A 20,442-nucleotide genomic window follows, 5' to 3' on the forward strand; every position below is an offset into this window, starting at 1 on the left:
GGCGCTTGAGTTTCACCGGCCGCCCGCGAGGTCCCGAGGCCAACGTCGACTCGGATGTCAGTCGTTGCTCGGCGGTGTCGATGAGCTGGAGCGAACCACTCTTCTCGGCACCGAAGAGAATGGAGGTGATGTCGTCCCCCAAACTCTGCACCGCTCCAGCGCGTCGGCCGCACGTTCGACCACAACCGGGTCCTGCCGGTTCAGCGCATCGTGAACCGCGTACTCGAAACAGATTCCACAGTCGCCGTCCCCGGGGCGCTGGAGCCGTGCGAGCGTGCGCAGCTTGATCTTGTCGTGTCCCCCTGCTCGTCTACTACTTCCCGTTTCAGCCCGTACGGGATTCCGCGCAGGATTGGACGAACGACTGCCGTCCAAGATCACGTTGCCGAAACCGGCCAGTCCGGCGGGCACACATCGATGATGTCGGCGGCCATGATGAGGATTCCCGGAATCGGCTGTGATGCACATTTCGTGATGGTTACTTCCGAAACCAAACATTCCCGAACAACCGGAGCAGGTCGCCAGCAAGCTGACGACCTGTCACGAAAAACGTTGGCTGCGGAGCGCAGTGTCGCGATTTCCGACTGGAGGGAAGTCGTCGTGACACAAGAGCATGCCGGCAAGACGCCTCACGCCCGACAATCACCGCAGCGTCCCACCCCGTCCCCCATTCCTCCGCTTCGGTCGGCCGCAGCGGAATGCTCTACTCCTCGATCCAGACAAGCCGACCCTCAGGCGAACGGACCAAAACCTGCCGATCCATGACGACGGCGCGAGTAGCCATCCAGGTGGCGAACATTTGATGCGCGGGGTCATCGTCGCGGACGCGATCGGTTTGCAGTTGCTTGCCGAATGCGAATAGAGCTTCTTCCGCCTTGTCGGCAATCCACATGAGGTACTGCGGCGCCGACAAGTTCACACTGGGCGACTCCTTCGCCAGACGCTCCCAGAGCATCGGCGGCAGGAACCGAATTCGGTCCTCCGAGAACCGCTGGCGAATCCGCGTGCCGTCGACGTCCTCGACCCTCCAACCCCCACCGCAATCATCGTCCACTGCGTACTGCCGGACCATGCGGCCTCCCCGATCGGGAACGAAAAGTACCTCTCCGGACCATGGTGACACCAAGGGCGGGTCTCCCGTCTCGTTCCGCCAATCTTCTGTACCCTGCGACGAGTTGAGTGCTCCGAGTGTTTCGAAAGCCCTCACCACACGCGCCTCGGGCAGTCCGTGTCGGCCCGGATGCCACGGAACACCACCATCGACAACTCTGCGATCGGGCGGCGATGACGAACCCTACGGGTCGGGATCCGCCACCCCACGAACGCGAACTCGTCCGTAACGACTCCGCCTCGCGTTGGCGGACCGGGGACTGTAAAACTAACGGCTCGGAAGTGAGACAGGTCCGTTCGATTTACAGACCCGCGGACCGCGGCGTCACGATTTTTGCCATCGAGGCGGAGGTTGGCCTGGGGGCGCCGAACCTGGGACTTGATCATGGTCCGGGGTCGATGATGGGTGCATGACCGGGTGGCTGAGGGCGTTTTGGTGGGGGTTGGGGGCCGTCGGGGCAGCGGCTGCGGTCGGGTTGCTCGTGTGGGTGACGGCTGCGGATCTGGAACGTTCGAGTCAGGTGTGGGGCGTGGCGGGGTCGGCTGCCGGAGTCGCGGCGTTGGGGATCTCGGCGTGGCAACTCTGGTCCTCCGGGACATCGGTGCCTGCCGTGACGGCGTCGGCAGGGTCGAACGCGGCGGGCGGGAGCATCCGCAACGCGCGAGCGCGTGACGCCGCGCCGGGAGCGGGGGCGGCGTCGCCCGGCAACGGAGGTGTTTCGGCGTCGGGCGGGTCGAACGCGGCTGGCGGCGACATCGACGGGTCGACGGCCCGGCACGGCTCGTGATGCGATGGCGCCGGAATCGCCCCTCGGAGGGCGGACCCGCCTCGGTGCCGGGTGTCTCAGCGGAGCAGGGCTCGAACGCAGCGGGCCGAGACGTGATCAACTCGGTGGCGATCCACGTGCAGCATGCGGTGGTCCTGCCGGCGGAGGCGTATGGCGCGATCCCGGAGGGCGCCGCGTCCCGAGGGGTCTCGAACATTCCCGCGACGAGGTTGTTCGTGGGCCGCGACGGTGAGTTGGACGCGCTGGACGCGGCGTTCGCTGCGGCAAGCGGGGTGGTGCTGCACACGGTGCACGGGCTGGGCGGGGTGGGCAAATCCGCGCTCGCCGCGCACTGGGCCGCGCGCCGCCCGGAACGGCTGCGGTGGTGGATCACTGCGGACAGCGCCGCCACGGTCAACGCAGGTCTGGTGGCGCTGGCCATGGCGTTGCAGCCGGGCCTGGCGGGATTACCCGCCGAGTTGCAGCGCGAACGCGCGGTGCAGTGGCTCGCCGAAAACAACGACTGGTTGCTCGTGCTCGACAACGTCGAGAATCCGCACGACGTCAGCGCGCTGCTGAACCGGGTGAACTCCGGCCGGGTACTGGCCACCAGCAGACGGGCGACCGGCTGGCATCACCTGGCCGCCACCGCGCGCCTCGGCGCGTTCGCCCCGGCCGAGGCGCTCGAACTGTTCACCCGTGTCCTGACCCACGACGGCTCCCGAACGTGCGACGGCGCCGATGCGGTGTGCGCGGAGGTCGGGCATCTGGCGCTCGCGGTGGAACAGGCCGCCGCGTACTGCGCGGAAACCGGCTCCAGCCCCCGCGACTACCTGCTCATGCTGCAAGCGTGGCCGACGCGGATGTACGCGGAGACCGCCGAAGGCGGCGACGCGGGGCGTACCGTCGCGCGGATCTGGCGCATCACCCTCGACCGCCTCGTCGACACCCCCCTCGCGGGCGACCTGCTGCGCACTCTGGCCTGGTACGCGCCCGACCGCATCCCGCGCGACCTTCTGGACGACGGCGCCGACCCACCCGAACTCGCGCGCGCGCTCGGCCGACTGGTCGCCTACAGCATGGTGACCGACAACCACGACGGCACCCTCACCGTGCACCGACTCGTCCAAGCCCTCGCCCGCACCCCCGACCCCGGCGACCCACACCGCCAGCCCGAACCCATCCACCGCGCCCGCGACCGCGCCGCCGCCCGACTCGCGGACGCTTTCCCGCGCGACGTCAACCTTCCCCGGCACTGGCCCCGCTCCCGGGCCCTGCTGCCTCACCTCGACGCTCTCGTCCGCCACGGCAATCCCGAACACGACACCCTCGCGACCGGCTACGTCCTCGAGTTGGCCGCCCTCTACCAGCAACACCAGGGCGCACTCGGATCCGCCGACACGTATCTCCAACGCGCTCTCGCCGTCAGACGGCGACTCCACGGCGAGGTGCACCCGAACACGCTGACGACGTGGCACTACGTCGCGGACGTGTACCGGGAGTCGGGGGATCTGGCACGGGCGGTGCCGATGTTCGAAGGAATCGTCGCCGACCGGGTCCGGGTGCTCGGCAACGACCACCCCGACACCCTCGCCTCGCGGACCAGCCTCGCGTTCGCGTACCAGAAGGCGGGGGATCTGGCACGGGCGGTACCGATGTTCGAAGGAATCGTCGCCGACCGGGTCCGGGTCCTCGGCAACGACCACCCCGACACCACACGGGCGCTGAACAACCTCGCGTTCGCGTTCCTGGGGGCAGGAAATCCGGCACGGGCGGTGCCGATGTTCGAACGGAGCCTCGCCGATCTGATCCGGGTGCTCGGCAACGACCATCCCGACACCCTCAAGTTGCGGGACAACCTGGCGCACGCATACCAGGAGACAAGGGACTTGGCACGGGCGGCGGGGTTGCACGAGCGGAATCTCGCCGATCGGGTCCGGGTGCTCGGCAACGACCATCCCGACACCATGACCTCACTCAACAACCTCGCGCTCACGTACCAGGAGTCCGGGGATCCGGCACGGGCGTTGCCGATGTTCGAACGGAACCTCGCCAATCTGATCCGGGTGCTCGGCAACGACCACCCCGACACCATGACCTCACTCAACAACCTCGCGTCCGCCTATCAGGCGGCGGGGGACACGGCGCGTGCGATGGTGCTGTTCGAACGAAACCTCGCCGACCGGGTGCGGGTGCTCGGCAACGACCACCCCGACACCCTCCAATCGCGAGACAATCTCGCGTTCGCGTACCGGTCGGCAGGGGATACGGCGCGTGCCGTGGAGGTGTTCGAACGAAACGTCGCCGACCAGGTCCGGGTGCTCGGCAACGACCACCCCGACACCATGACCTCACTCAACAACCTCGCGCTCGCGTACCGGTCGGCGGGGGATTCGACGCGTGCAATGGCACTGTTCGAACGGGTACTCGCCGACCGCGCCCGGGTACTCGGCGACGACCACCCGGACACCCGCCTGTCGCGAAGTGCGCTCGCTTCCGCGTTCCTGCTGGAGGCGGTGGATCCGACGCGTGCACTGCCGCTGTTCGAGCGGGTTCTCGCCGACCAGGTCCGGGTATTCGGCGACGACCATCCCGACACCCGGCTATGGCGGAATGTTGTCGCGAGCACCCACAGAAGAGTTGCTTGGCTTCGTCGGGACCCTGGGCCGAGGGGATAGGCGAGGGCCTTCGTGGGCTGCCCGGAACCCGAGACCATAGCTTTGGCTCCGGACGGCAACGGCCGACGCCCGAGTCGTCGTTCGGCCGGGGAACCGATCGGTCGCCGACGCGACAGGCGTGGGGGTGGCGGCGGGTGTCTACCGCCGCCGTGGACACGACCGAGGCCGTCCGGGTCGGGACGGTGCTCTCGTGAGGGATAGGGGTCGGCATACTCGCGGGATGCGAATGCGTGGGTGGGGTCGTGAGGAGATCGACGAGTGGTGCGTGGTGTTCTCCGGGGCGGTGGCGCGGGGGGAGTTCGGGTGGGCGCATCGGATGATGGACGGGTTGTCGAGTGGGCGCGAGGATCGCATCAGGTGGGCTTTCGGGCGGGCGATGTTGTACGTGCGACAGCGGGAGTACGCGGCCGCCCTCGATGTCGTGCGCGGCTGGTTGGAAGCGGCGGCGGCCGATGATCCGTGTCGATCGGAGTTCGAGCACATGTACGCGGACTACGCGGCCGTCGGGTTCCTGGCGGGCGAGTTCTCCGCCCCCGGGACGTCGCCCACGCTTCGCACGGCGGCCGCCGTCGTGGAGGAGGAACGGCCCGCGGGGTGTCCGGTGACGGTGGCGCTGGACGTGCAGGAAGGACGGAGCGGACGGGCGCTCTCCCGGCTGCGCCGTCATCGGCGCGGGTCGCTGCCGGGCGGGCGGTCGACGCGGGCGAACGCGGATGTGCTGATCGCGGTGTGTCTGGCGGAACTCGGGGACGTGGCCGGCGCCGGGAAGGCGATCCGTCGCGCGACGCGGCTCGCGCCGGGGTCGGCCCTGATTCCGATGGCCCACGCACACCTCGCAACGGTCGTGGCCCGCGCCGCCGGGGGAACGGGGGCGTAGCCGTTCCGCCGAACCCACCGACCCCTGCTGCCCTCCGAGGATGTCGGGCCGCCCGCCCGAGATCCGTATCGCCAACCACATGGACGACAACGTCGACCTGCATGCCCCGGCATCGGAACCGGGGATGCCACGGCGCAGTCACGGCCGCCGCCGCTCGGTCGGCCGACGCCGGCCCGTAGCCGCGGCCGGGAATCTCCTTTCGCCACTCACGCCAAGGCGGACGACGCACCGGGCCCGTCGGAAATCCCGTCGGCCTCGGTACGCGATGGTCCGTCTTCGGCGAACGCGCTACGCGCCCGGCGCGGGGGGCGACGAGTCGACGTGCGGTGACCTGGTGCCACCCGCGCAGTGTCCCCGCGACATGCCGGTTCAGGTCGGTGATCTCTCGAACCGTGGTGTCGGCCCACACCGGGTGCGGGCCCGGGACGACCGCGCGTGCTCGAGGGAAGCAGCGATAACGATCGCGGCGCACGGAACCCAGACACCGCCACCGGCCGCACCGACACCACCACGAACGCCTGCTGCGCCACCGGCCGCGCGGATCGCCGCAAGTGACCGCAGGATCGACCAACGGATCACCGCATGCGAACGGGAACTCGACGACGGCCCCGCGCCACGGGAACACAGTGTCCACCGGCCGCTGCGCAGCGGCGGTCCCCCTGCCACTGTCGTGGTTCGCCCGCCTGGATGGACTACATCTCCCAGCGTCGTTCAGGTTGTTCTGCCCAGGCCCATTGCCGACCACGTTCGACGGTGATGCCGAAGTCGTAGCCGTGGAAGCGGTGTTCGTCCTGCCATTGCAGGGCGGCGTCGACTTCGTCCCACAGCCGGCGCGGTCCGCCCTGGACGGCCTTCCCGACCCCGGGCCGGTCGTCGACCAGAGCCCAGGACCCCCCGCAGTCCCACAGTCGCCATACCGTCCCGCCACCGAGTGTCTCCAGCCGCACGTCGGGGAGTCTCAGCCCGACGGCGTGCGTGAAGTTCCCGTCCCGGTACAGCGAGTCCAGCACCCACTCCACCTCGGACTCGCCCGTGGCGGGCTCGGCCTCGCGCGCCGCCTCGAAGGCTGCCCCGGCGCCGTCGCGTTCGCCGCGCAGTTCCATGAACGCCACGCTGCGCACGAGCTTGCCGGACGCGGTTCCGTCGTCGCCTGAGACCAGGCGCAGGAGGGCGCCCGCGCCGAAGCCGGGCGACCACGGTGTGACGATCACCGCGCCGGGGCGGGTCTGTTCGATCCACGCGTAGGGGAGGCGGTGGGTGAACGCGGCGGTGGCGTGCACGCGGTCGAAGGTCTCGGCGTCGGGTGCGCCGAGGGTGCCGTCGCCGGTGATCACCGTCGGCGACAGGCCCACCCGGGCGTGGGCGGCGCGGGCGCCGGCCACGAGGGTGGGGTCGATTTCGACCGAGACGACGTTCTCACCGCCCAGCCGCCAGGCGAGGAGCGCGGCGGTCCAGCCCGGCCCGGTACCGATCTCCAGGACCCGTTGGCCCGGGTGGATGTCGAGTTCGGTGAGGAAGGAGGCGACCGCGCGGTAGTCGCTGAGCGAGCTGCTCGCCACCTTGCCGACCGTGTCGGCGGTGGCGTCGTCGACCTGGGTGACCACGGGGTCGGGGCGCAGTACCGCCTCGTCCCACGCGTGGGGGTCGATGCGTCGGTCCACTGCGGTGTACAGGCCCGTCGCGGGGTCGGCGCGCCAGACCACGTCGGGCGCGAACGCCGCGCGCGGCACGGCGAGCATAGCCTCGCGTACCCATGGGTCGGGGAAGGCGCCGACCCGACCGTGATCCATTCGGGGGGATTGCGTCGTGCCGGTGATGCGTGCCGGATACCGATCCCCATCCCCGCATCCCACCGCTCCGGACGCGGAATCGGACCGCGTTCGGCACCACTCCCGAGTCGGGACTCGCCCCGGCTGCGCCGCACGGCACCTCGACACGCGAACGCACGGATCCCGGGTCCGGAGTGTCGTCTTCGGTCGGCCGCTGTTCACGGGGACGCGGGTTCGACCACCGGCGGGCCCCACGGATCGTCCGCCGGCGACACGACGCGGGGTTTCGGCAACTGGTGCATCGCGATCGCGTCCTCGACGCGCCCCTGTCCGATCAACATGCGGGCCAGGTGCACGCGGCCGGAGCCGGTGTCGGCGGCGTACTCCCACAGCGCGGCGATCGCCTCCTCGACCCTGCCCTCCGCATCCAGCAGTTGGGCCAACTCCTCGACGGCACGCCGCTCGTCGTCCTTTTCGATCCGGGCGACGACCTCGGCGATCGCCTCCTCACCCCGTCCGGCCTCGGACAACAACCACGGCCGCAGACTCCTCGCGTGCTCCGCGACGTGCGGATTGCGCTCCGCCGCTGCGGTCACCAGCTCCAGCGCCGCCACCGCGCCGCCGGCGGCGACCAGGACGTCCAGGAACCCGTACAGCAGGCACCCGCAGTCCGCACCGTCCAACGCCGGGCCGACCGCCTCCACCGCCTCGCCCGGGCGACCGACGCGCGCGAGCAGCAACGCCAACGCGCCCGCCGCGTAGGGCATGCGTTCCCGGGCGGCGCGGCGCCGCACCTCGATCGCCTCGTCGACGCGACCCGACTCCTCCAACCGCTGCGCCAGGGACGAGAAGGCCCAGCGGGCGTGCGGGCCGTCGGTGAGCAGCCGCAGCTCGTCCAGGCGGTCGTGCCGGGCCAGGACCGCGGTCAACTCCTCGACGTCGTTGACCTGCATGTGCGCCGGGTCGTCGATCCGCACGCGCAGCACCTCCACGGCCTCGTCCACCCGACCGCCCCGTTCGAACACCCGGGCCAGCATGATCGCGCGATTCCACGGCCCGCCCCCGCCACAGACGCGGCGCAACAGGTCGATCACGCGGGCATCACGCCCACGACCCTCGGAAACCTCGACCAGGGCCTCGAGGTGGTACCAGTCGCACAGGCGCGGGCGCAGCGCCTCGATCGCCTCGTCGATACGGCCGTCGTCGGCAAGGAGCCGGGCCAGGGTGTTCCAGGCGTCTCGTACGCCGCCCTCGGCGTGCGCGCGCACCATCGCGATCGCCTCCCCGCCACGCCCGAGGGCGCGCAGGACCGGGGCGGCCTCCCGGACGGCCGACCACCGACCGGTCGCCACGAACGGCGCGATCACCCCCCACGCCTTCCCGGGTTCGTCGCACGCCAGGAAGTGCTCGACCGCGCCGCGGGCGCACTCCCACTCCCCGCGGTGCGCCGCCTCGACCACCGCGTCCACGTGTCCGCGCTCTAGCAGGAAGGTGACGGTGTTCGGTGGCACCCGGTCGAAGAAGTCCTGCTGCGGATGGCGAAGTTCGATGTCCATCCGCCGCACCGTAGGGGCCGGTGCCGACAATCGATCCCGCGCGTGCGCGCCGCGGCCGACGGCCGGACGGCACCCCACGGCGCGGGCGGGCGGGACGGCGCCCCGCCTGCCGGAGTGCGGACGATCCCGGGGCGGGGGCGTGGTGGATGGTGACGGTCGGTCCGGGGCCTCACGGGCTTGGTGTGCCCGGGAACTCGGCCGAGGTCGTTGCGGAGAAGGGATCGACGGGACGGGGTTGACGGGGCGGGGCGCCGGCGACGGGCCCGTGCGGGCGGCGGGCGGCGTGACGATCGTCGTTGGACTCGGTGTGTGAATGATTCGAGCGGTCGTGGCGCCGATCAATCCAGGCTCCCGGCATGTCTGGTCCGACGTTGGTGATCGAGTTGGCGCAGCCGCTCTCCCCGGCTGCGCTGCGGGAGTTCCGGGCGTTGATGGTGGGGCTCTCCTCGCATTTCGCCGAGGAGCGGCCCGGGTTCTTCGACGTCAACGTGCCCGCGGAGCGCCTGGGTGTCGAGGACGGGCGGGAGGAGGACCGGCGAAAGCCGTTCCCGCTTCCGCTCCTCGGCAACGCCTTTGCGGACCAGGAGCTCACGGCCATGGTGGGCTTCGATCCGCAGCGCGAGGACCGGCGTCGGCCCTTCCTGGTCCACGTGATGGGGCCGGGCGTCGGCGACGAGAGCGTCTTCGAGGCCGCGCACGCGGACGAGCCGGAGGTGGAGGCCATCCTCGGCTTCGGGCCGACCCATGCAGTCGATGTCGGCGCCGGCTGCGATCGCGGGATCGACCACGTGGCCACGGCCCTGCTGACCGCCGCTGTCATGGACGTCATCGGGGGCGTGGCCAAAGCCGAGCCGGCGGACGGGCAGGCGTCGGTCGTCGCCGGCCTTCCGGGGGCGCTGGGGATTGCGGACGACGACCGGATGGCGCTGGGAACGGCGGAGTTCCTGCGGGCCTGGGTCGGGCATCCCGCCCTTCGACTGGTCAAGTAGCCCGAACGGATCCGCGGCGGAGGTGGTGCCGTGACCCGGACCGTGCAACCGGTGACGAGAGATCCCCGCCCCGTACGGACCACACTTCCTCGAAGGCAAGGTCCGGTAGGCAGGTGCCGGTTACGCTCCGGACTCGCGATCGGGCGTCGTGAACGAGCGGGGGAGTGGGCGGTGGCGGTGGGGACTTCGGTGGGTATTTATCCGGACTGCCGGGGTATCCGGCGCGGCAAGCAGGGCGAGGGCGGCGGCTGTCGCGTCGGCCAGGGTGGTACACACGGGAACGCCATGGCGGCGAGCCACGTGGATCAGGTAGCGGTTCCTCTCCGGGTCGGGGCAATCGGGCGGGCAGCCGAGGACGGCCCGGCCGCTTCTCACGTCGAGGCCGAATTCAACGTTCGTGGTCATGCCGGGCATGGTCCGCAGGTCCCGAGGAATCCAGAACAGGATCGCGTCGGCCGTGGCCCGGGCATCGGTTTCCCAGTCGACCTGGTCCTCGTAGCGGGCGGCCCGACGGCCGTCGCGGGATTCGGGACTCAGCACGGTGAGCAATCGGGTGCCGGTCCATTGCTCCGCGAGGGCGGCAACGGCGGCGGGACGCCAGGACGGTACCGGGGTGGCCCGGTCCGGGGTGGGCCCGGCCAGGAACACACTCGGGCCGGTGGGGATCGGCTCGCGGGCCATGACGAGGTCGACGGTGGCGGTCACTTCGTGGCTCCGTTCCGCGCGGCGGTGGCGCGGGCGGTGTGCTGTGGGGTCCAGGGCAGTGGCAGGGCGTCGTCCTCCCGGCGAGGCACGACGTGGACGTGCAGGTGAAGGACGCTCTGGGACGCCGCCTTCCCCTTGCTGGTGACGATGTTCGCGGCGGGATGCTCCGCCATCAGCTCCGCCGCCCGGCGCATCACCGCCGCAGTCGTCTCCGGGTTGGTGCCGGCGTCCTCGACGTGGACACGAGGTAGGACGAAGACGTGCCCGTTGTTCACGCCGCCGCCGCGCGGGCGGACCGCGAGGGTCAGGCCACTCACGGATGACGACGGCCGGATCCTCCCCGACGGCGATGGCACGAAAGCGCAGTTCTTCAGGTGCTGGTGATCACGACTCGTACGAGCCCTGTGTGTCGTCATGGATCCAAGCCTGGCCGGCTCGCTCGGCCACCGGCAGGGGTTGCCCGTTGCCCTCGAAGGGTGGCCACGACTGCCGATTCGACCTTCCACAAGCCCGCCGAGTGCATACGAGATCACCCGAATCGGAGGAGCACCACGACCCGCCGCCTCGAGCAGGGCGACCCGAATCCGGTCCGTGTCGGTCCATCCCGCCATGCGTCATCGCCGTCCGTGTGGGAGGAAGCGGCCGTGACCCCCGTCGAGGAACGCTCCGCGCACCACTGGCGTCCGACCGCGTGCACCGCGTTGCGCAGCGCGCTGATGACCCGCGCCGGATTGCGGTGGAACGCGTACGGATCGCGGGCCCGTCTCGTGCCGCCCCGACGCAGCAACACCACCCGATGCCTGCGCTGGGACCGCGGCCACGACGGCGACCGCATGGTGATGATCCTGACCACCGGCGCGGTCGCGATCGACGGGGCTGCGCACCTGGCCGGGCGCGACGAGTCGAACGTGAGCGTGTTGCGGCTCGGGGAGGCGGCCGTCGAACTCGGCGGGCCCTTCCGGCGCGACCCCGCCCCGGCGGCATGAACCTCGGGCGAGGACACACCTGCGATTCCCGGTCCGTTGATCTTGGGAGGCCACCTCGAAGAGGCCGCCGTCCGGGTTCCCGGGTGGCCGAAGCAGCGGTCCCACCAAGTGGTCGGCCGGCCGGTGACCCCTTCTCTCGGGCGCCCCTTGGTTCCGGCACCGCCGTCGACCGTTCGAGGGACCCGACCTTGTGCCGGCGCCTTCTCGAGCCGAGGAAGGTCGAGTGAACGATCCGGAACCCAAGCCTGTGCCGCTCTTCTCGTGTCCTTCGTGGTGCAACATGCGAGACACTCCCGACAAGCACCCCCGGGTGCGAGCGGATGATCCGACCCGAGTGCACGTCGGCGAGAACGCAGGAATCGACCTGTACCCGTTCTCGCCCCGGCACGTCCACGTCGGGTACTCCGCCGATGTCATGGCCTACTCGCTTGCCGATGGTTCTCCAGGTCGACCGTTCCTGCGATTGCGCTCGGCCGAGGAGCAGTTTCCCTTCGACGAGGACGGAGACGACCGCAACTCCTTCTTCGACCTTCACGAACTGCGCGACATCAGCGAACTCATGGCCCAATATGCGGGGAGCCTCGCCCACCTGGCGCTGCTGCAGCGCCGGATCATCGACTGGGAGGCGCAACACCCCTCCGCGCCCTCACGGTTGCACCCCGACGGCCTATTGCCCGCGCCGATCGGCCCGTTCCGGGAACACGTCCGCGATGCGTTCGATATCCCCCCGAGCCACGGCACATCCTCGACGTAGGACCCACAGCGGCGGACGAGGGCACAGCCGCAGGCTTCGGCCGCTTCGAGGAGGACACCGACCCGGTGCGGCCCCGCCATGTGTGCGCTCACATCCTCCCCCGTCATTTGAGTACTTGGCTGAGTATGTGTGCGGACGCCCCGGAACGGGGCGGGCTCGTAGCGTGCTCGGCATGGAGAAGAGGGTTCCGGCGCCGCGCGGTGGAATTCACGGGTTCCTGGCCGCGCTGGCCGGGGTCGCGATGCTCGGGGTGTTCGTGGTGATGGCGATGGCGGATCTGATGGCGCTCTACGGTGTCGCGGACGGGTCGGGAGTCTGTGATGACGCCGCGTGTCGGGCCCGGTATCGAAGTGACTTCCGGTGGACGCTCGGGACCTGCGGGCTCAGCTTCGTGGTGACGCTCGTCGGGTTCGCGTCGGCCGCGTGTCTGCGGCGGTGGCGGTTCGCGATCGGGGTGCCGGTGCTGGTTTCGGGGCTGGCGCTTCAGTTTCCCGGGCTGGGGTTGGTCTAGCCTCGGGCTTTCATGACGGCTGGCCGACTGGCTCGTCGTAGGTCCTTGGCACTGCCTGTGAACTGGGCATTTCTGCCTTTGCCCAGGTGTCAGCTCGAGTGTGGTGCGTGCATCCGTGAGGTGAGCTTTCATGGGTCGGATGCGGTAGCTGGCACGCTGTTTCCATGGACATGGAAGTGCTCAGCGCGGATGACTACGAGTCGGTACATCGGGCGAGCCGGAGACTGGCCGACCGGTACGGGGTGGTGACGCTCAACGCCATGGTGGAGGCGTGGGAGGCGTTGGTGCGGGACGTTGAGGAGGGGTTCGACGCTGAACTCGTCTGGGAGTACCCGCAGATGCTTCGCTGCCGTGCCTGGTTGGCAGAGGCATGGCCCGAGCTCACCGACAGGATTCGGGCCGAGCGGCAGGCAGAACTGGACGCGCTGGATGTCCGCTTCGAGCTGGCTACCGTGCCACTGCACGGCCAGACCGACGAGGCGAAGTGGCACTCCCGCCGACCGCTGCGGATTGTCGGTGGCTCTTCGCTGGAACTGCCGACGTCCTGGCGCGTGTGAGACCTCGCCCGGCCTCCGGGCCCACCCGGAACGATGCCGCATGGCCCCACTCCTGTGACACCCGGTCAGCGCTCCACGCACCTGGATCGGAGCCGAAACCCGCGAACATGCGCGACTGATCTCGTAGGGAATGACGTGCTCGTCATGGCTGTGGATGTGGACGGTCGGTTCCAGTTCGGGGTCCTCGTCGGGAACGAAGGCCACCAGGAAGGCGGTTCCCGGCAGATGAGTCTGTGCGTTGGGGGCCTCGGTCCACGCGGCCGGCGCGGGCTCGGCCTCGCTCAACTCCACGGCCCACGAGTCGTCGGGCGAGGTGTAGTCCTTCGCGTAGTCCGGTGGCGAGGAGTGGGCCGTGGACGACGTCGTGGTGGGGGAGGTCGAGGCCGAACACGGTCTCGGCCATGCGCAGTTCGCATCCGTGCGGGGCGTCGTCGTCGGGGCGTGTGCCGTCCGGTGCGAGGAGCCCGGCGGTGATCACGTGAGGGAGGAGGCGGTCGGGGTCGGTGCCGATGCGGTCCTCGGGGGCGTCCTGTTCGAGACCGCACACGACCTCGCCGTCCTCGGCGCAAATCAGGTACGCGACGGGGTTGCAGTCGCTGTGGACGAGTACCGGCCTCGGTGCCGGCGGAGACCGCGTCCAGGGCACCGTCCTCGAATCCGCGGTTCCCGGTGGTTTCCACGGCGTACGCCCATCCGTGCGAGGTGCCGGCCCGGATGGTCTCGACACCGGTGTCGAAATAGGTCTCGGTGGCGTCGACGAGCCCCAGCGGCACCGCTGAGTGTGCGAGCGACATCGGACGGCAGGATCGGGCATCGAGGTGGGCGCCTGTGTTGCCCGGGGTGCGTCTGCTTCGGTGTGACCACGAGCACTGCCCCCGGCGGTCAACACCGCAGCGGTGGCGCTTCATTGCGGGACCCGTGACGCGGGTCCTGGGGACAGCCCCGCGTCCGGTGCACACGGCCGGTCGAAGTTGCCCGGGACGGCGAACTCCCACGACGTTGTGTCGCCCCCGTTCCGACACAATCCGCGCCGACGGAACGTGGATCCTCCACTCACGGCGGCGTCCGCTTGCTCGTCCGTTCGACCGCGGCATCACCGCGCCCGGCGGCAACGCCCCCGGGCGGTCGATGTGTGGCCGGGCCGGCGACGCGCGGTCGAAGCGGGACGGGATCCGAGGGATGCTCGTCCCCGAGTCCGACGGGGCGGTGTGGTCGGCGACTTCGCCCCGTCCGCACCCCCCGGTGCCGTACCCGCCGGCATGGGTGATGCCGTGTTCGACGTCGATTCGCGACCGCGGGGGCCGGAAGTCGCGCCCGATGTCGCCCGGCGGGACGTGCCTGTCGTGGGGCGGGGGCGGGCCGTTCTCGGGGGATTCGGCTCCCTGGTGTCGGTGGTCGTTGGGAGGGTGTGTGCATGAATGCGGCGACTGCGGCCGACTACGGCTGGATACGTTCCTCGTTCGTGTTCCCTCTGGGGATCGAGGTCGGGTACTGCCTGACGCTGGTGCGGGGTGTCCCGCCCGAGGAGGTGTTGCGGGTGATGGGGGCCGAGCCGCGCGGGGGGTGTCGGGGCGCGGTGGAACTCTTCGAGCGCCAGGAGGAGCTTGTCGTCGGGTCCGACGAGTGGGACGAGTCCTTCCTCGCCGGTGTGTGCGCGGTGGCGGGCGAGGGCGGGGACTGGACCCTCGTTCTGCACTTCGACGGTGGCATCGGCATGCGGCCGCGGTTCCTGGAGGTCCTGTCGGCGGGGTCACGCGCGGTCACGCACGCGAGCAACGGGGGAAAGCCCATCCACACGTTCGCATGGTACGAGGACGGCGAATTGCGGGCCGGTTTCGAGTGGCCCACGGTCCGCCACGGCAGCGCCCCCGACGACCTGGTGCCGCTGATGCACGAGGCCGGGTTCGACATGGGCGAGGAGTCCGGCGCCGACACCTTCGACCGCAAGGCCGCGGTCCTGGCACTGGCCGAACGGCTGACCGGTGTGCGGCTGACCGAGGACCTGCTGGACGCCTCCGCGTACCGGCTGGGGCATGTCCCGGAGGAACCCGCCGACGAGGATGGGACCGGCGTCGTGATCGACCTCACCGACGCGAACGGTGAGGGCCTCCACAAGGAAGTGACCCTCCAGCAGGTCGAGCACGCGATGGAGCGCCGCCGGGCAGAGTGCGACCGGCCGCTGCACCCGGACGAAACATAGGAAGCGCCGGACGGTCGCGCGAGAAGCCCCTCGACGCGTGTGACGGGTCCGCCATACGACCGGGCAGCGGTCTGCGCCGGTTGCGGTACTGCACGGTTGGCCCTTCCCGTGAAGACGGGCGCCGGCGACCGGCATGTGCTCGACGTTCGGCGAACGCACGGCGGCATGTTCCTCGGGTGGCGGCAGTGCGTCATGCGTCCGTAAGGTGTGCGTCGATGTATCGGGCGAGAGTCAGCGCGTCCTGAGGGTTGTCTGCCTGGAAGGTGACCCGGCGCATCAGACTGACGCCGTTGGGCGTGATGCCCTCGCGGGCGAGGACGAAGAGCAGGGCCAGGAAAGCGGATCGGGCGTTGCCGTCGTCGAACGGATGGAAGAAGCAGACGTCGAGGTAGGCCCGTGCGGCACGCGCGGTGACCGGCGGTACCCGCCCGTCGGCCGCCTGGCTTTCGCTCAGGCAACCGTCCATGCGTGTACGGGTGTCCGGGTTGATGCCGTAGCGTTCGCGGCCGCCTTTGGCAAAGGCCGGAAGGCTGCGAAACTGTGGCGGCTCGGGTACGCCCAGGACGTGTTGCTGCCATCTGCGCAGCAGTTCGAAGTCGAGCGGGGCGCCGCGCGCAGCGTCGAGCCGTACCAACTCCAGGGCGGCCAACAGCCCGTCGGCGCGGGCAGGATCGATGGCCCCGTCGAAGGCGCGAATGTCCTCCGTGGCACCGTCGCGCGACACGGCTGCGGGAGCGCCCGTGCCACGGTCCGATGCCTCGTGCCAGGGCACGACCTCCCGGAGCTCCAGCCAGCGCTGGAGGTGGTCGGGCGCGACTGCGGCGGGCCGTGCCCCGGTGTGCGGGCGGACCGACAGCGCGAGCCGCTCGACGACGTCCTCGATCAGTACCGTGTCGGGCCCGGTCCAACTCTCGAACCGGCCGCCGATTGCCCGCCGGACCATGTCCCGCGCGACGTCGGGAGCCACTCCCCACCGGCTGAGGAACCAGGTCAGCACCTGCTCGCAGTGCCCATACCAGCCGCTTTCACAGCCGGTGCGATCGACCACGTGCCGGATGAGGTTCCGGGCGGCACATTCCCACAGGATCCGCTGTTCCTCCACGGATTCCGGATCCAGCGGGTACGTCTCGAACCATCCGGCGAGGCTCTCCAGCCACTCCCGCCACTCGCACAGCGCCGTCACCACTTGCGCGAGCGTCTCCGGCGGGGTGGTGATCGAATCGCGCATGCCGCACCAGCTCCCGACCGGCCCACCGTCGAAGTCCCCCTCGCCCTGCGACCATCGCCAACCCACCGCCCAGCGCCCGTACCGCTCGACGAGGGCATGCGACATGGCGTCCGCCCACGGCCTGGCCACCTCCCAACTCCAGACGTTCATCGCCGAGTCGGCGATGGAGACATCGGGCCTGCTCGGTATGCACCGAGCCGGCCCGAGCGAACGCACCACCTGCGTCGCGGACGCGGGGTCGAACGGATGACGGGCAGGGTCCACCTCGTCCCACATCAGATGGCCGGGAGCCAGGTCGGGGATCATTGCGCAAGCCTGCCATGCCCATCCGGGGTGCACTCAAGCGGATTGCCGCGCACCTGCGCCCGTCCCCTGGGGCCTGCGCGTCCGCGTGGTCGGGGGCGCGTGAGAGTGTGGATTCGTCGGTGACGGACGGGAGTTCGGGGGAACGGATGCACAGTCGGGCGAGACGAGTGGGTGCGGCGGTGGTCGCTCTGGCGTCGGTCGGGGCCGCGGCGGGGTGCTCGTCGGGGGGCGGGTCGGGCAAGCCGGCCGTGCCCAGCACGTCGGTCGTGGCGCCGGCACCCGATCCTGCCGTGATCTCCGAGGCCGAGGCCCGAGCGGTCCTGGAGCGCTACGACACCGAGAACAACACGGCGAACGCGACACTCGACGGCGACCGCCTCGCCGGGGTCGAGGGCGGCGAACTGCTGGAGGCATCCCTGGCGGGGTACCGCGCCGACCGGGCACGCCCGGACCGGGAGGCGTACAAGCCGTTCACCCACCTCGACCCGCAGTTCTGGATACCCCGGGCGAGCGGCCATCCCCGCACGTTCGTCGCCCTCGCCGCCACCGGTGCCGACAGCGAGGACAAGGCCGTCGTCCACTTCGTCCAGGACACGCCCGGCGCGGCGTGGAAGGCCGTATTCACCGCCCACGCCCGGGTGGGCGACCCACCCGCCACCGCGAGCGCGAGCCCCGAACGCCAGGCCCGCCCCACACTCGACGACGTCGCCCGCGACACCTCCGGCTCCGCGCGCACCACGACCGCGGGCGACACCGCGACGGTGTGCGGGCGATACGCCGCGGTGATGTCGGTACCCGCCGGGGCCCGGCGCGGGCGAGGCCCGCCTCGCGCCGGGCAGTTACACCACCGACCTGCGCAAGCGGATCGAGGACGACGCCCACCGGGACGAGCGGATGTCGCAGACCACCACCGTCACCGCCCGCCCCATGGCCAGGCAGACGTTCCGGACCGCCACCGGCGACCCCCTGGTCCCCTGCGTCCTGGACAAGACGATCGAGGCCAAGGCCCTGATACCCCAGGCACACCTGACCGCCACCGCCCCCACCACCATCGCGTTCCCGGGCCGGAGCGGCCCCTTCACCACCGTCAAGGAAACAGTCCTCGCCTGCGTCCTGATCCGGGTCCCCGCCGCACCCGACGCGCCGGCCACCGTCCTCACCGGCGGACTGGCCCAATCACACCCCCTCGACGCCACCGGAACCTAGACGCGAACCCGGACCCAGCCCGCGGGGCGGCCCTGTTCGATCCATACCGGCCGCCACGCCCGCGCCTCGGCCGAATCCGGAAGGACGACCCCGTGACGACGGACCCCGCCGGCTACGCCACCCCCTGGTACTTCGCCCCGGCCCCGGACCAACCGTGGGACCTCGCCGTCGAGCAGGTCATCGCCAGGTTGTCCTCCAGGTCCCATGCAGTCCTCGGGGGCTCGTAGCGCGGGATCGACAGCGAACATCGACGGCACCGGCTCCCCGATCGACGTCGGCCCCATCGGCAGCGCCGGCCAAACCCCACGACGCGCCGGACCGGCAAAGACCTCGGGCAGCAGTCGAGGAGGGCACCGGTCACCTGCCGATCGATCGGCATACCGCAGCCGACGCTCACGCCCGACCCGAATCGGGCTGTTCCTGCGAGAGCGCGGTTCGGGGCGGGCGTAGCGTCCGCGTGATCTTGTCGATCGCCGCGCGGGCCGCCGGGCCGGGGCGATCGATGTCCGCCAGGCCGTGTGCCGCGGCTTCCGCGCCGGAGCCGAAGAGCGGCACCGGGGACGTGTACTCGATCGCCGCCCATCGGGTGTCGGCGTCGATGCGACCGTCGAGCAGGGCCAATCGCAGCGCCAGGAGGTCGTCACCGCCGTGGCAGCCCACCCACCCGGCACAGACGCGGGCGCCCGGCGCGTCGCGGTCGATCACGTGGCATTGCCGCAGTGCCGCCAGCCGAGCGGGCGTCGGCGCATCGTACGGAGGGAGCTTGGCGTACTGCTCGGGCGCCCAGATGCCCGAAGGCACGTCGCGCCGATACGGGCAGGTGTCGCAGGGACGGGGCGCGGGCGGGCCGTGGGTGGGCGAGACGCCACGCCCGGTGTCGTCGGGTTCGGGGGTCGGAGGCCTGTACGAATGCGACATGTTCGGCCATTGTCCTCGGTGACGGGTGCGGGCGGGTCGATGCGAGTCGGGATCACGATGGCACGCGGCGTACGGTCGGGTCCCGCCGAGGAGCCGGCCGGGTCACGGCCTCGGATGGCAGCGCGTGGTCACCAACCGGACGCCACCTCGATTCATGAGGTTTTCGTCGCGTCGAACAGCACGAACCTCGCCGTGGTGGCGCCGGGGCGGATGCCGGACGAGCGCGGTTGTCGCGACCTCCCGGGCACCCAGGGCACGGCCGCGGCCGATCGGCTCGGGCGCGACAGCGTGTTGTGCGTGCGCACCGACAACAATCGTGTGGCCCGTATCGACACCGTTCGTTTCCCCACCGGCAAGGGCATCCTGGTCCACGTCACGGTCTGGCCGCTCCCGGGCCGAGGCATGGTGCCGTCGGAGGTCCTCGTCCTCGGCGACGGCCCACGGGTTCAGCGCATCCCGCGCCGTCGGCGACGGCGTCGCGGCCCGGGTGATCTGCGGCGGCCCCCGGGAGGCGCCTCGCCGGGATGGTTACGAAGTTCGGGCGCCGACATGCCGGGCCGGATGGGTGGGCGCGGGAGAGGCCGTCGCGGGTCACAGGCAGCTCCACGGGCGGTTGCCGCCTGCGCAGGTCGCGGGTGGTCGGGGAAACATCGGGGTGTGCGACGGGGTGGGCTTCGGCCTGGTGCGTTCGGTCCGGTAGTGGATCGTCACGGATGCGCGGACGACGAACGGGTGCTCGGTGTAGGCGTGTTGCCAACGCACGGGCTCGGCGTACACGCTGCTCCCGCTCCCTCCGAGCGGGCCGTATTGCTCGCCCGCCCCCGGCGGGGGCGTCGGGTCCGGAGGGCGCAGGTCCGGAACCGGTTGTGGCCGCGCCCAGGTCGCCGTGTCCGGCGTCGACCCGAGCCTTCGTGCCTCGCGTTCGAACTCGGCCGTCGCCGTGGTGGGATCGTCCGCACCGTAGAAGTACACGACCGTGGACGTGCATGTCACGCCCATCATGCCCGCCTGCGGCTTCATCCGCGGTGTGGTGTCGCGCCAACATCGATCGAAGACGAAGCGCTCGAACTCCGCACTCGCCGGCCGGCCGAAGACCCGGAAAGGCGCCTCCACATCGACCCGGGCACGCCATTCCTCCGCGCGATGCCTCTCGTGTGCTTCCCGCTCTCTCTCGGCCGCCGCGAACTGCCGCTGACACGCGTACAGCCCGCCGAGGAAGGTCACGACCGCCAGGGTGATCACGGCCAGGACGAACCGGCCGAGCCACAACAGGCAACCACCCATCGGCCGCGTATCGGGACGCGAAGACATGCGCCCATCGTGGC

Annotated in this window: 19 protein-coding genes; 10 read left to right on the plus strand and 9 right to left on the minus strand. The window is 70.7% G+C overall.

The window, feature by feature from the left end; all coding sequences use genetic code 11:
• Nucleotides 1–703: 703 nt before the first annotated feature.
• Nucleotides 704–1,072: a hypothetical protein gene (locus ACFRCG_RS06975; RefSeq protein ID WP_380029576.1), complete on the minus strand. Its 369-nt coding sequence runs from the start codon at nucleotides 1,070–1,072 to the stop codon at nucleotides 704–706.
• 918 nt (nucleotides 1,073–1,990) lie between these two features.
• Here ACFRCG_RS06975 and ACFRCG_RS06980 point away from each other — a divergent pair.
• Together ACFRCG_RS06980 and ACFRCG_RS06985 are read left to right on the plus strand one after the other, a co-directional pair.
• Nucleotides 1,991–4,555: a tetratricopeptide repeat protein gene (locus ACFRCG_RS06980; RefSeq protein WP_380029578.1), complete on the plus strand. Its 2,565-nt coding sequence runs from the start codon at nucleotides 1,991–1,993 to the stop codon at nucleotides 4,553–4,555.
• 220 nt (nucleotides 4,556–4,775) lie between these two features.
• Nucleotides 4,776–5,432 carry a hypothetical protein gene (locus ACFRCG_RS06985; protein ID WP_380029580.1) on the plus strand — a complete coding sequence of 219 codons (657 nt, stop codon included), beginning with the start codon at nucleotides 4,776–4,778 and terminating at the stop codon, nucleotides 5,430–5,432.
• 692 nt (nucleotides 5,433–6,124) lie between these two features.
• Here the strand turns inward: ACFRCG_RS06985 and ACFRCG_RS06990 are convergent.
• Together ACFRCG_RS06990 and ACFRCG_RS06995 are read right to left on the minus strand one after the other, a co-directional pair.
• On the minus strand, nucleotides 6,125–7,222 hold the full coding sequence (locus ACFRCG_RS06990) for a methyltransferase domain-containing protein (RefSeq protein WP_380029582.1): 1,098 nt from the start codon (nucleotides 7,220–7,222) through the stop codon (nucleotides 6,125–6,127).
• Nucleotides 7,223–7,419: 197 nt separating this feature from the next.
• Nucleotides 7,420–8,757, minus strand: coding sequence for a hypothetical protein (locus tag ACFRCG_RS06995; protein WP_380029584.1), 1,338 nt, complete (start codon nucleotides 8,755–8,757; stop codon nucleotides 7,420–7,422).
• Nucleotides 8,758–9,113: 356 nt separating this feature from the next.
• On the opposite strand from ACFRCG_RS06995, the gene ACFRCG_RS07000 reads away from it, so the two are divergent.
• Nucleotides 9,114–9,746 (plus strand): DUF6368 family protein, encoded by a 633-nt coding sequence (locus ACFRCG_RS07000; RefSeq protein ID WP_380029586.1) that lies wholly within the window; start codon nucleotides 9,114–9,116, stop codon nucleotides 9,744–9,746.
• Nucleotides 9,747–9,866: 120 nt separating this feature from the next.
• Here ACFRCG_RS07000 and ACFRCG_RS07005 read toward each other — a convergent pair whose 3' ends face one another.
• Nucleotides 9,867–10,451, minus strand: coding sequence for a nucleoside 2-deoxyribosyltransferase domain-containing protein (locus ACFRCG_RS07005; RefSeq protein ID WP_380029588.1), 585 nt, complete (start codon nucleotides 10,449–10,451; stop codon nucleotides 9,867–9,869).
• Complete coding sequence (locus ACFRCG_RS07010) at nucleotides 10,448–10,768, minus strand: HIT family protein (protein ID WP_380029590.1); 321 nt, start codon at nucleotides 10,766–10,768, stop codon at nucleotides 10,448–10,450. Before ACFRCG_RS07010 ends, ACFRCG_RS07005 begins: the two co-directional genes overlap by 4 nt.
• A 327-nt stretch (nucleotides 10,769–11,095) precedes the next feature.
• Between ACFRCG_RS07010 and ACFRCG_RS07015 the strand changes: the two genes are divergently transcribed.
• From ACFRCG_RS07015 to ACFRCG_RS07030, 4 genes are all read left to right on the plus strand, one after another.
• Entirely contained in the window at nucleotides 11,096–11,437 is a 342-nt protein-coding gene (locus tag ACFRCG_RS07015; protein ID WP_380029592.1) for a hypothetical protein, read from the plus strand.
• Between the two features lie 223 nt (nucleotides 11,438–11,660).
• A complete protein-coding gene (locus ACFRCG_RS07020) occupies nucleotides 11,661–12,191 on the plus strand; it encodes a hypothetical protein (RefSeq protein ID WP_380029595.1) in 531 nt (176 codons plus the stop codon).
• A 172-nt stretch (nucleotides 12,192–12,363) separates the two neighbouring features.
• Nucleotides 12,364–12,702 (plus strand): hypothetical protein, encoded by a 339-nt coding sequence (locus ACFRCG_RS07025; protein WP_380029597.1) that lies wholly within the window; start codon nucleotides 12,364–12,366, stop codon nucleotides 12,700–12,702.
• Between the two features lie 164 nt (nucleotides 12,703–12,866).
• The gene (locus tag ACFRCG_RS07030; protein WP_380029599.1) at nucleotides 12,867–13,259 is read left to right on the plus strand and encodes a hypothetical protein; all 393 of its coding nucleotides are present in this window, start codon (nucleotides 12,867–12,869) and stop codon (nucleotides 13,257–13,259) included.
• A 142-nt stretch (nucleotides 13,260–13,401) separates the two neighbouring features.
• Here the strand turns inward: ACFRCG_RS07030 and ACFRCG_RS07035 are convergent, their stop codons facing one another.
• The gene (locus ACFRCG_RS07035; RefSeq protein ID WP_380029601.1) at nucleotides 13,402–14,073 is read right to left on the minus strand and encodes a DUF6461 domain-containing protein; all 672 of its coding nucleotides are present in this window, start codon (nucleotides 14,071–14,073) and stop codon (nucleotides 13,402–13,404) included.
• A gap of 600 nt (nucleotides 14,074–14,673) precedes the next feature.
• Between ACFRCG_RS07035 and ACFRCG_RS07040 the strand changes: the two genes are divergently transcribed.
• Entirely contained in the window at nucleotides 14,674–15,459 is a 786-nt protein-coding gene (locus ACFRCG_RS07040; protein WP_380029603.1) for a DUF6461 domain-containing protein, read from the plus strand.
• 190 nt (nucleotides 15,460–15,649) lie between these two features.
• On the opposite strand, the gene ACFRCG_RS07045 is transcribed toward ACFRCG_RS07040, so the two are convergent.
• Entirely contained in the window at nucleotides 15,650–16,993 is a 1,344-nt protein-coding gene (locus ACFRCG_RS07045) for a Fic family protein (RefSeq protein WP_380029605.1), read from the minus strand.
• 894 nt (nucleotides 16,994–17,887) lie between these two features.
• Here ACFRCG_RS07045 and ACFRCG_RS07050 point away from each other — a divergent pair.
• Together ACFRCG_RS07050 and ACFRCG_RS07055 are read left to right on the plus strand one after the other, a co-directional pair.
• A complete protein-coding gene (locus tag ACFRCG_RS07050; protein WP_380029607.1) occupies nucleotides 17,888–18,199 on the plus strand; it encodes a hypothetical protein in 312 nt (103 codons plus the stop codon).
• Nucleotides 18,200–18,291: 92 nt separating this feature from the next.
• On the plus strand, nucleotides 18,292–18,426 hold the full coding sequence (locus ACFRCG_RS07055) for a hypothetical protein (RefSeq protein WP_380029609.1): 135 nt from the start codon (nucleotides 18,292–18,294) through the stop codon (nucleotides 18,424–18,426).
• Between the two features lie 166 nt (nucleotides 18,427–18,592).
• On the opposite strand, the gene ACFRCG_RS07060 is transcribed toward ACFRCG_RS07055, so the two are convergent.
• Together ACFRCG_RS07060 and ACFRCG_RS07065 are read right to left on the minus strand one after the other, a co-directional pair.
• Complete coding sequence (locus tag ACFRCG_RS07060; RefSeq protein WP_380029611.1) at nucleotides 18,593–19,117, minus strand: DUF6283 family protein; 525 nt, start codon at nucleotides 19,115–19,117, stop codon at nucleotides 18,593–18,595.
• Between the two features lie 591 nt (nucleotides 19,118–19,708).
• Nucleotides 19,709–20,428: a hypothetical protein gene (locus ACFRCG_RS07065; protein WP_380029614.1), complete on the minus strand. Its 720-nt coding sequence runs from the start codon at nucleotides 20,426–20,428 to the stop codon at nucleotides 19,709–19,711.
• Nucleotides 20,429–20,442: the final 14 nt, after the last annotated feature.

It is taken from the genome of Embleya sp. NPDC056575, assembly GCF_042793325.1.
GTDB lineage: Bacteria > Actinomycetota > Actinomycetes > Streptomycetales > Streptomycetaceae > Embleya.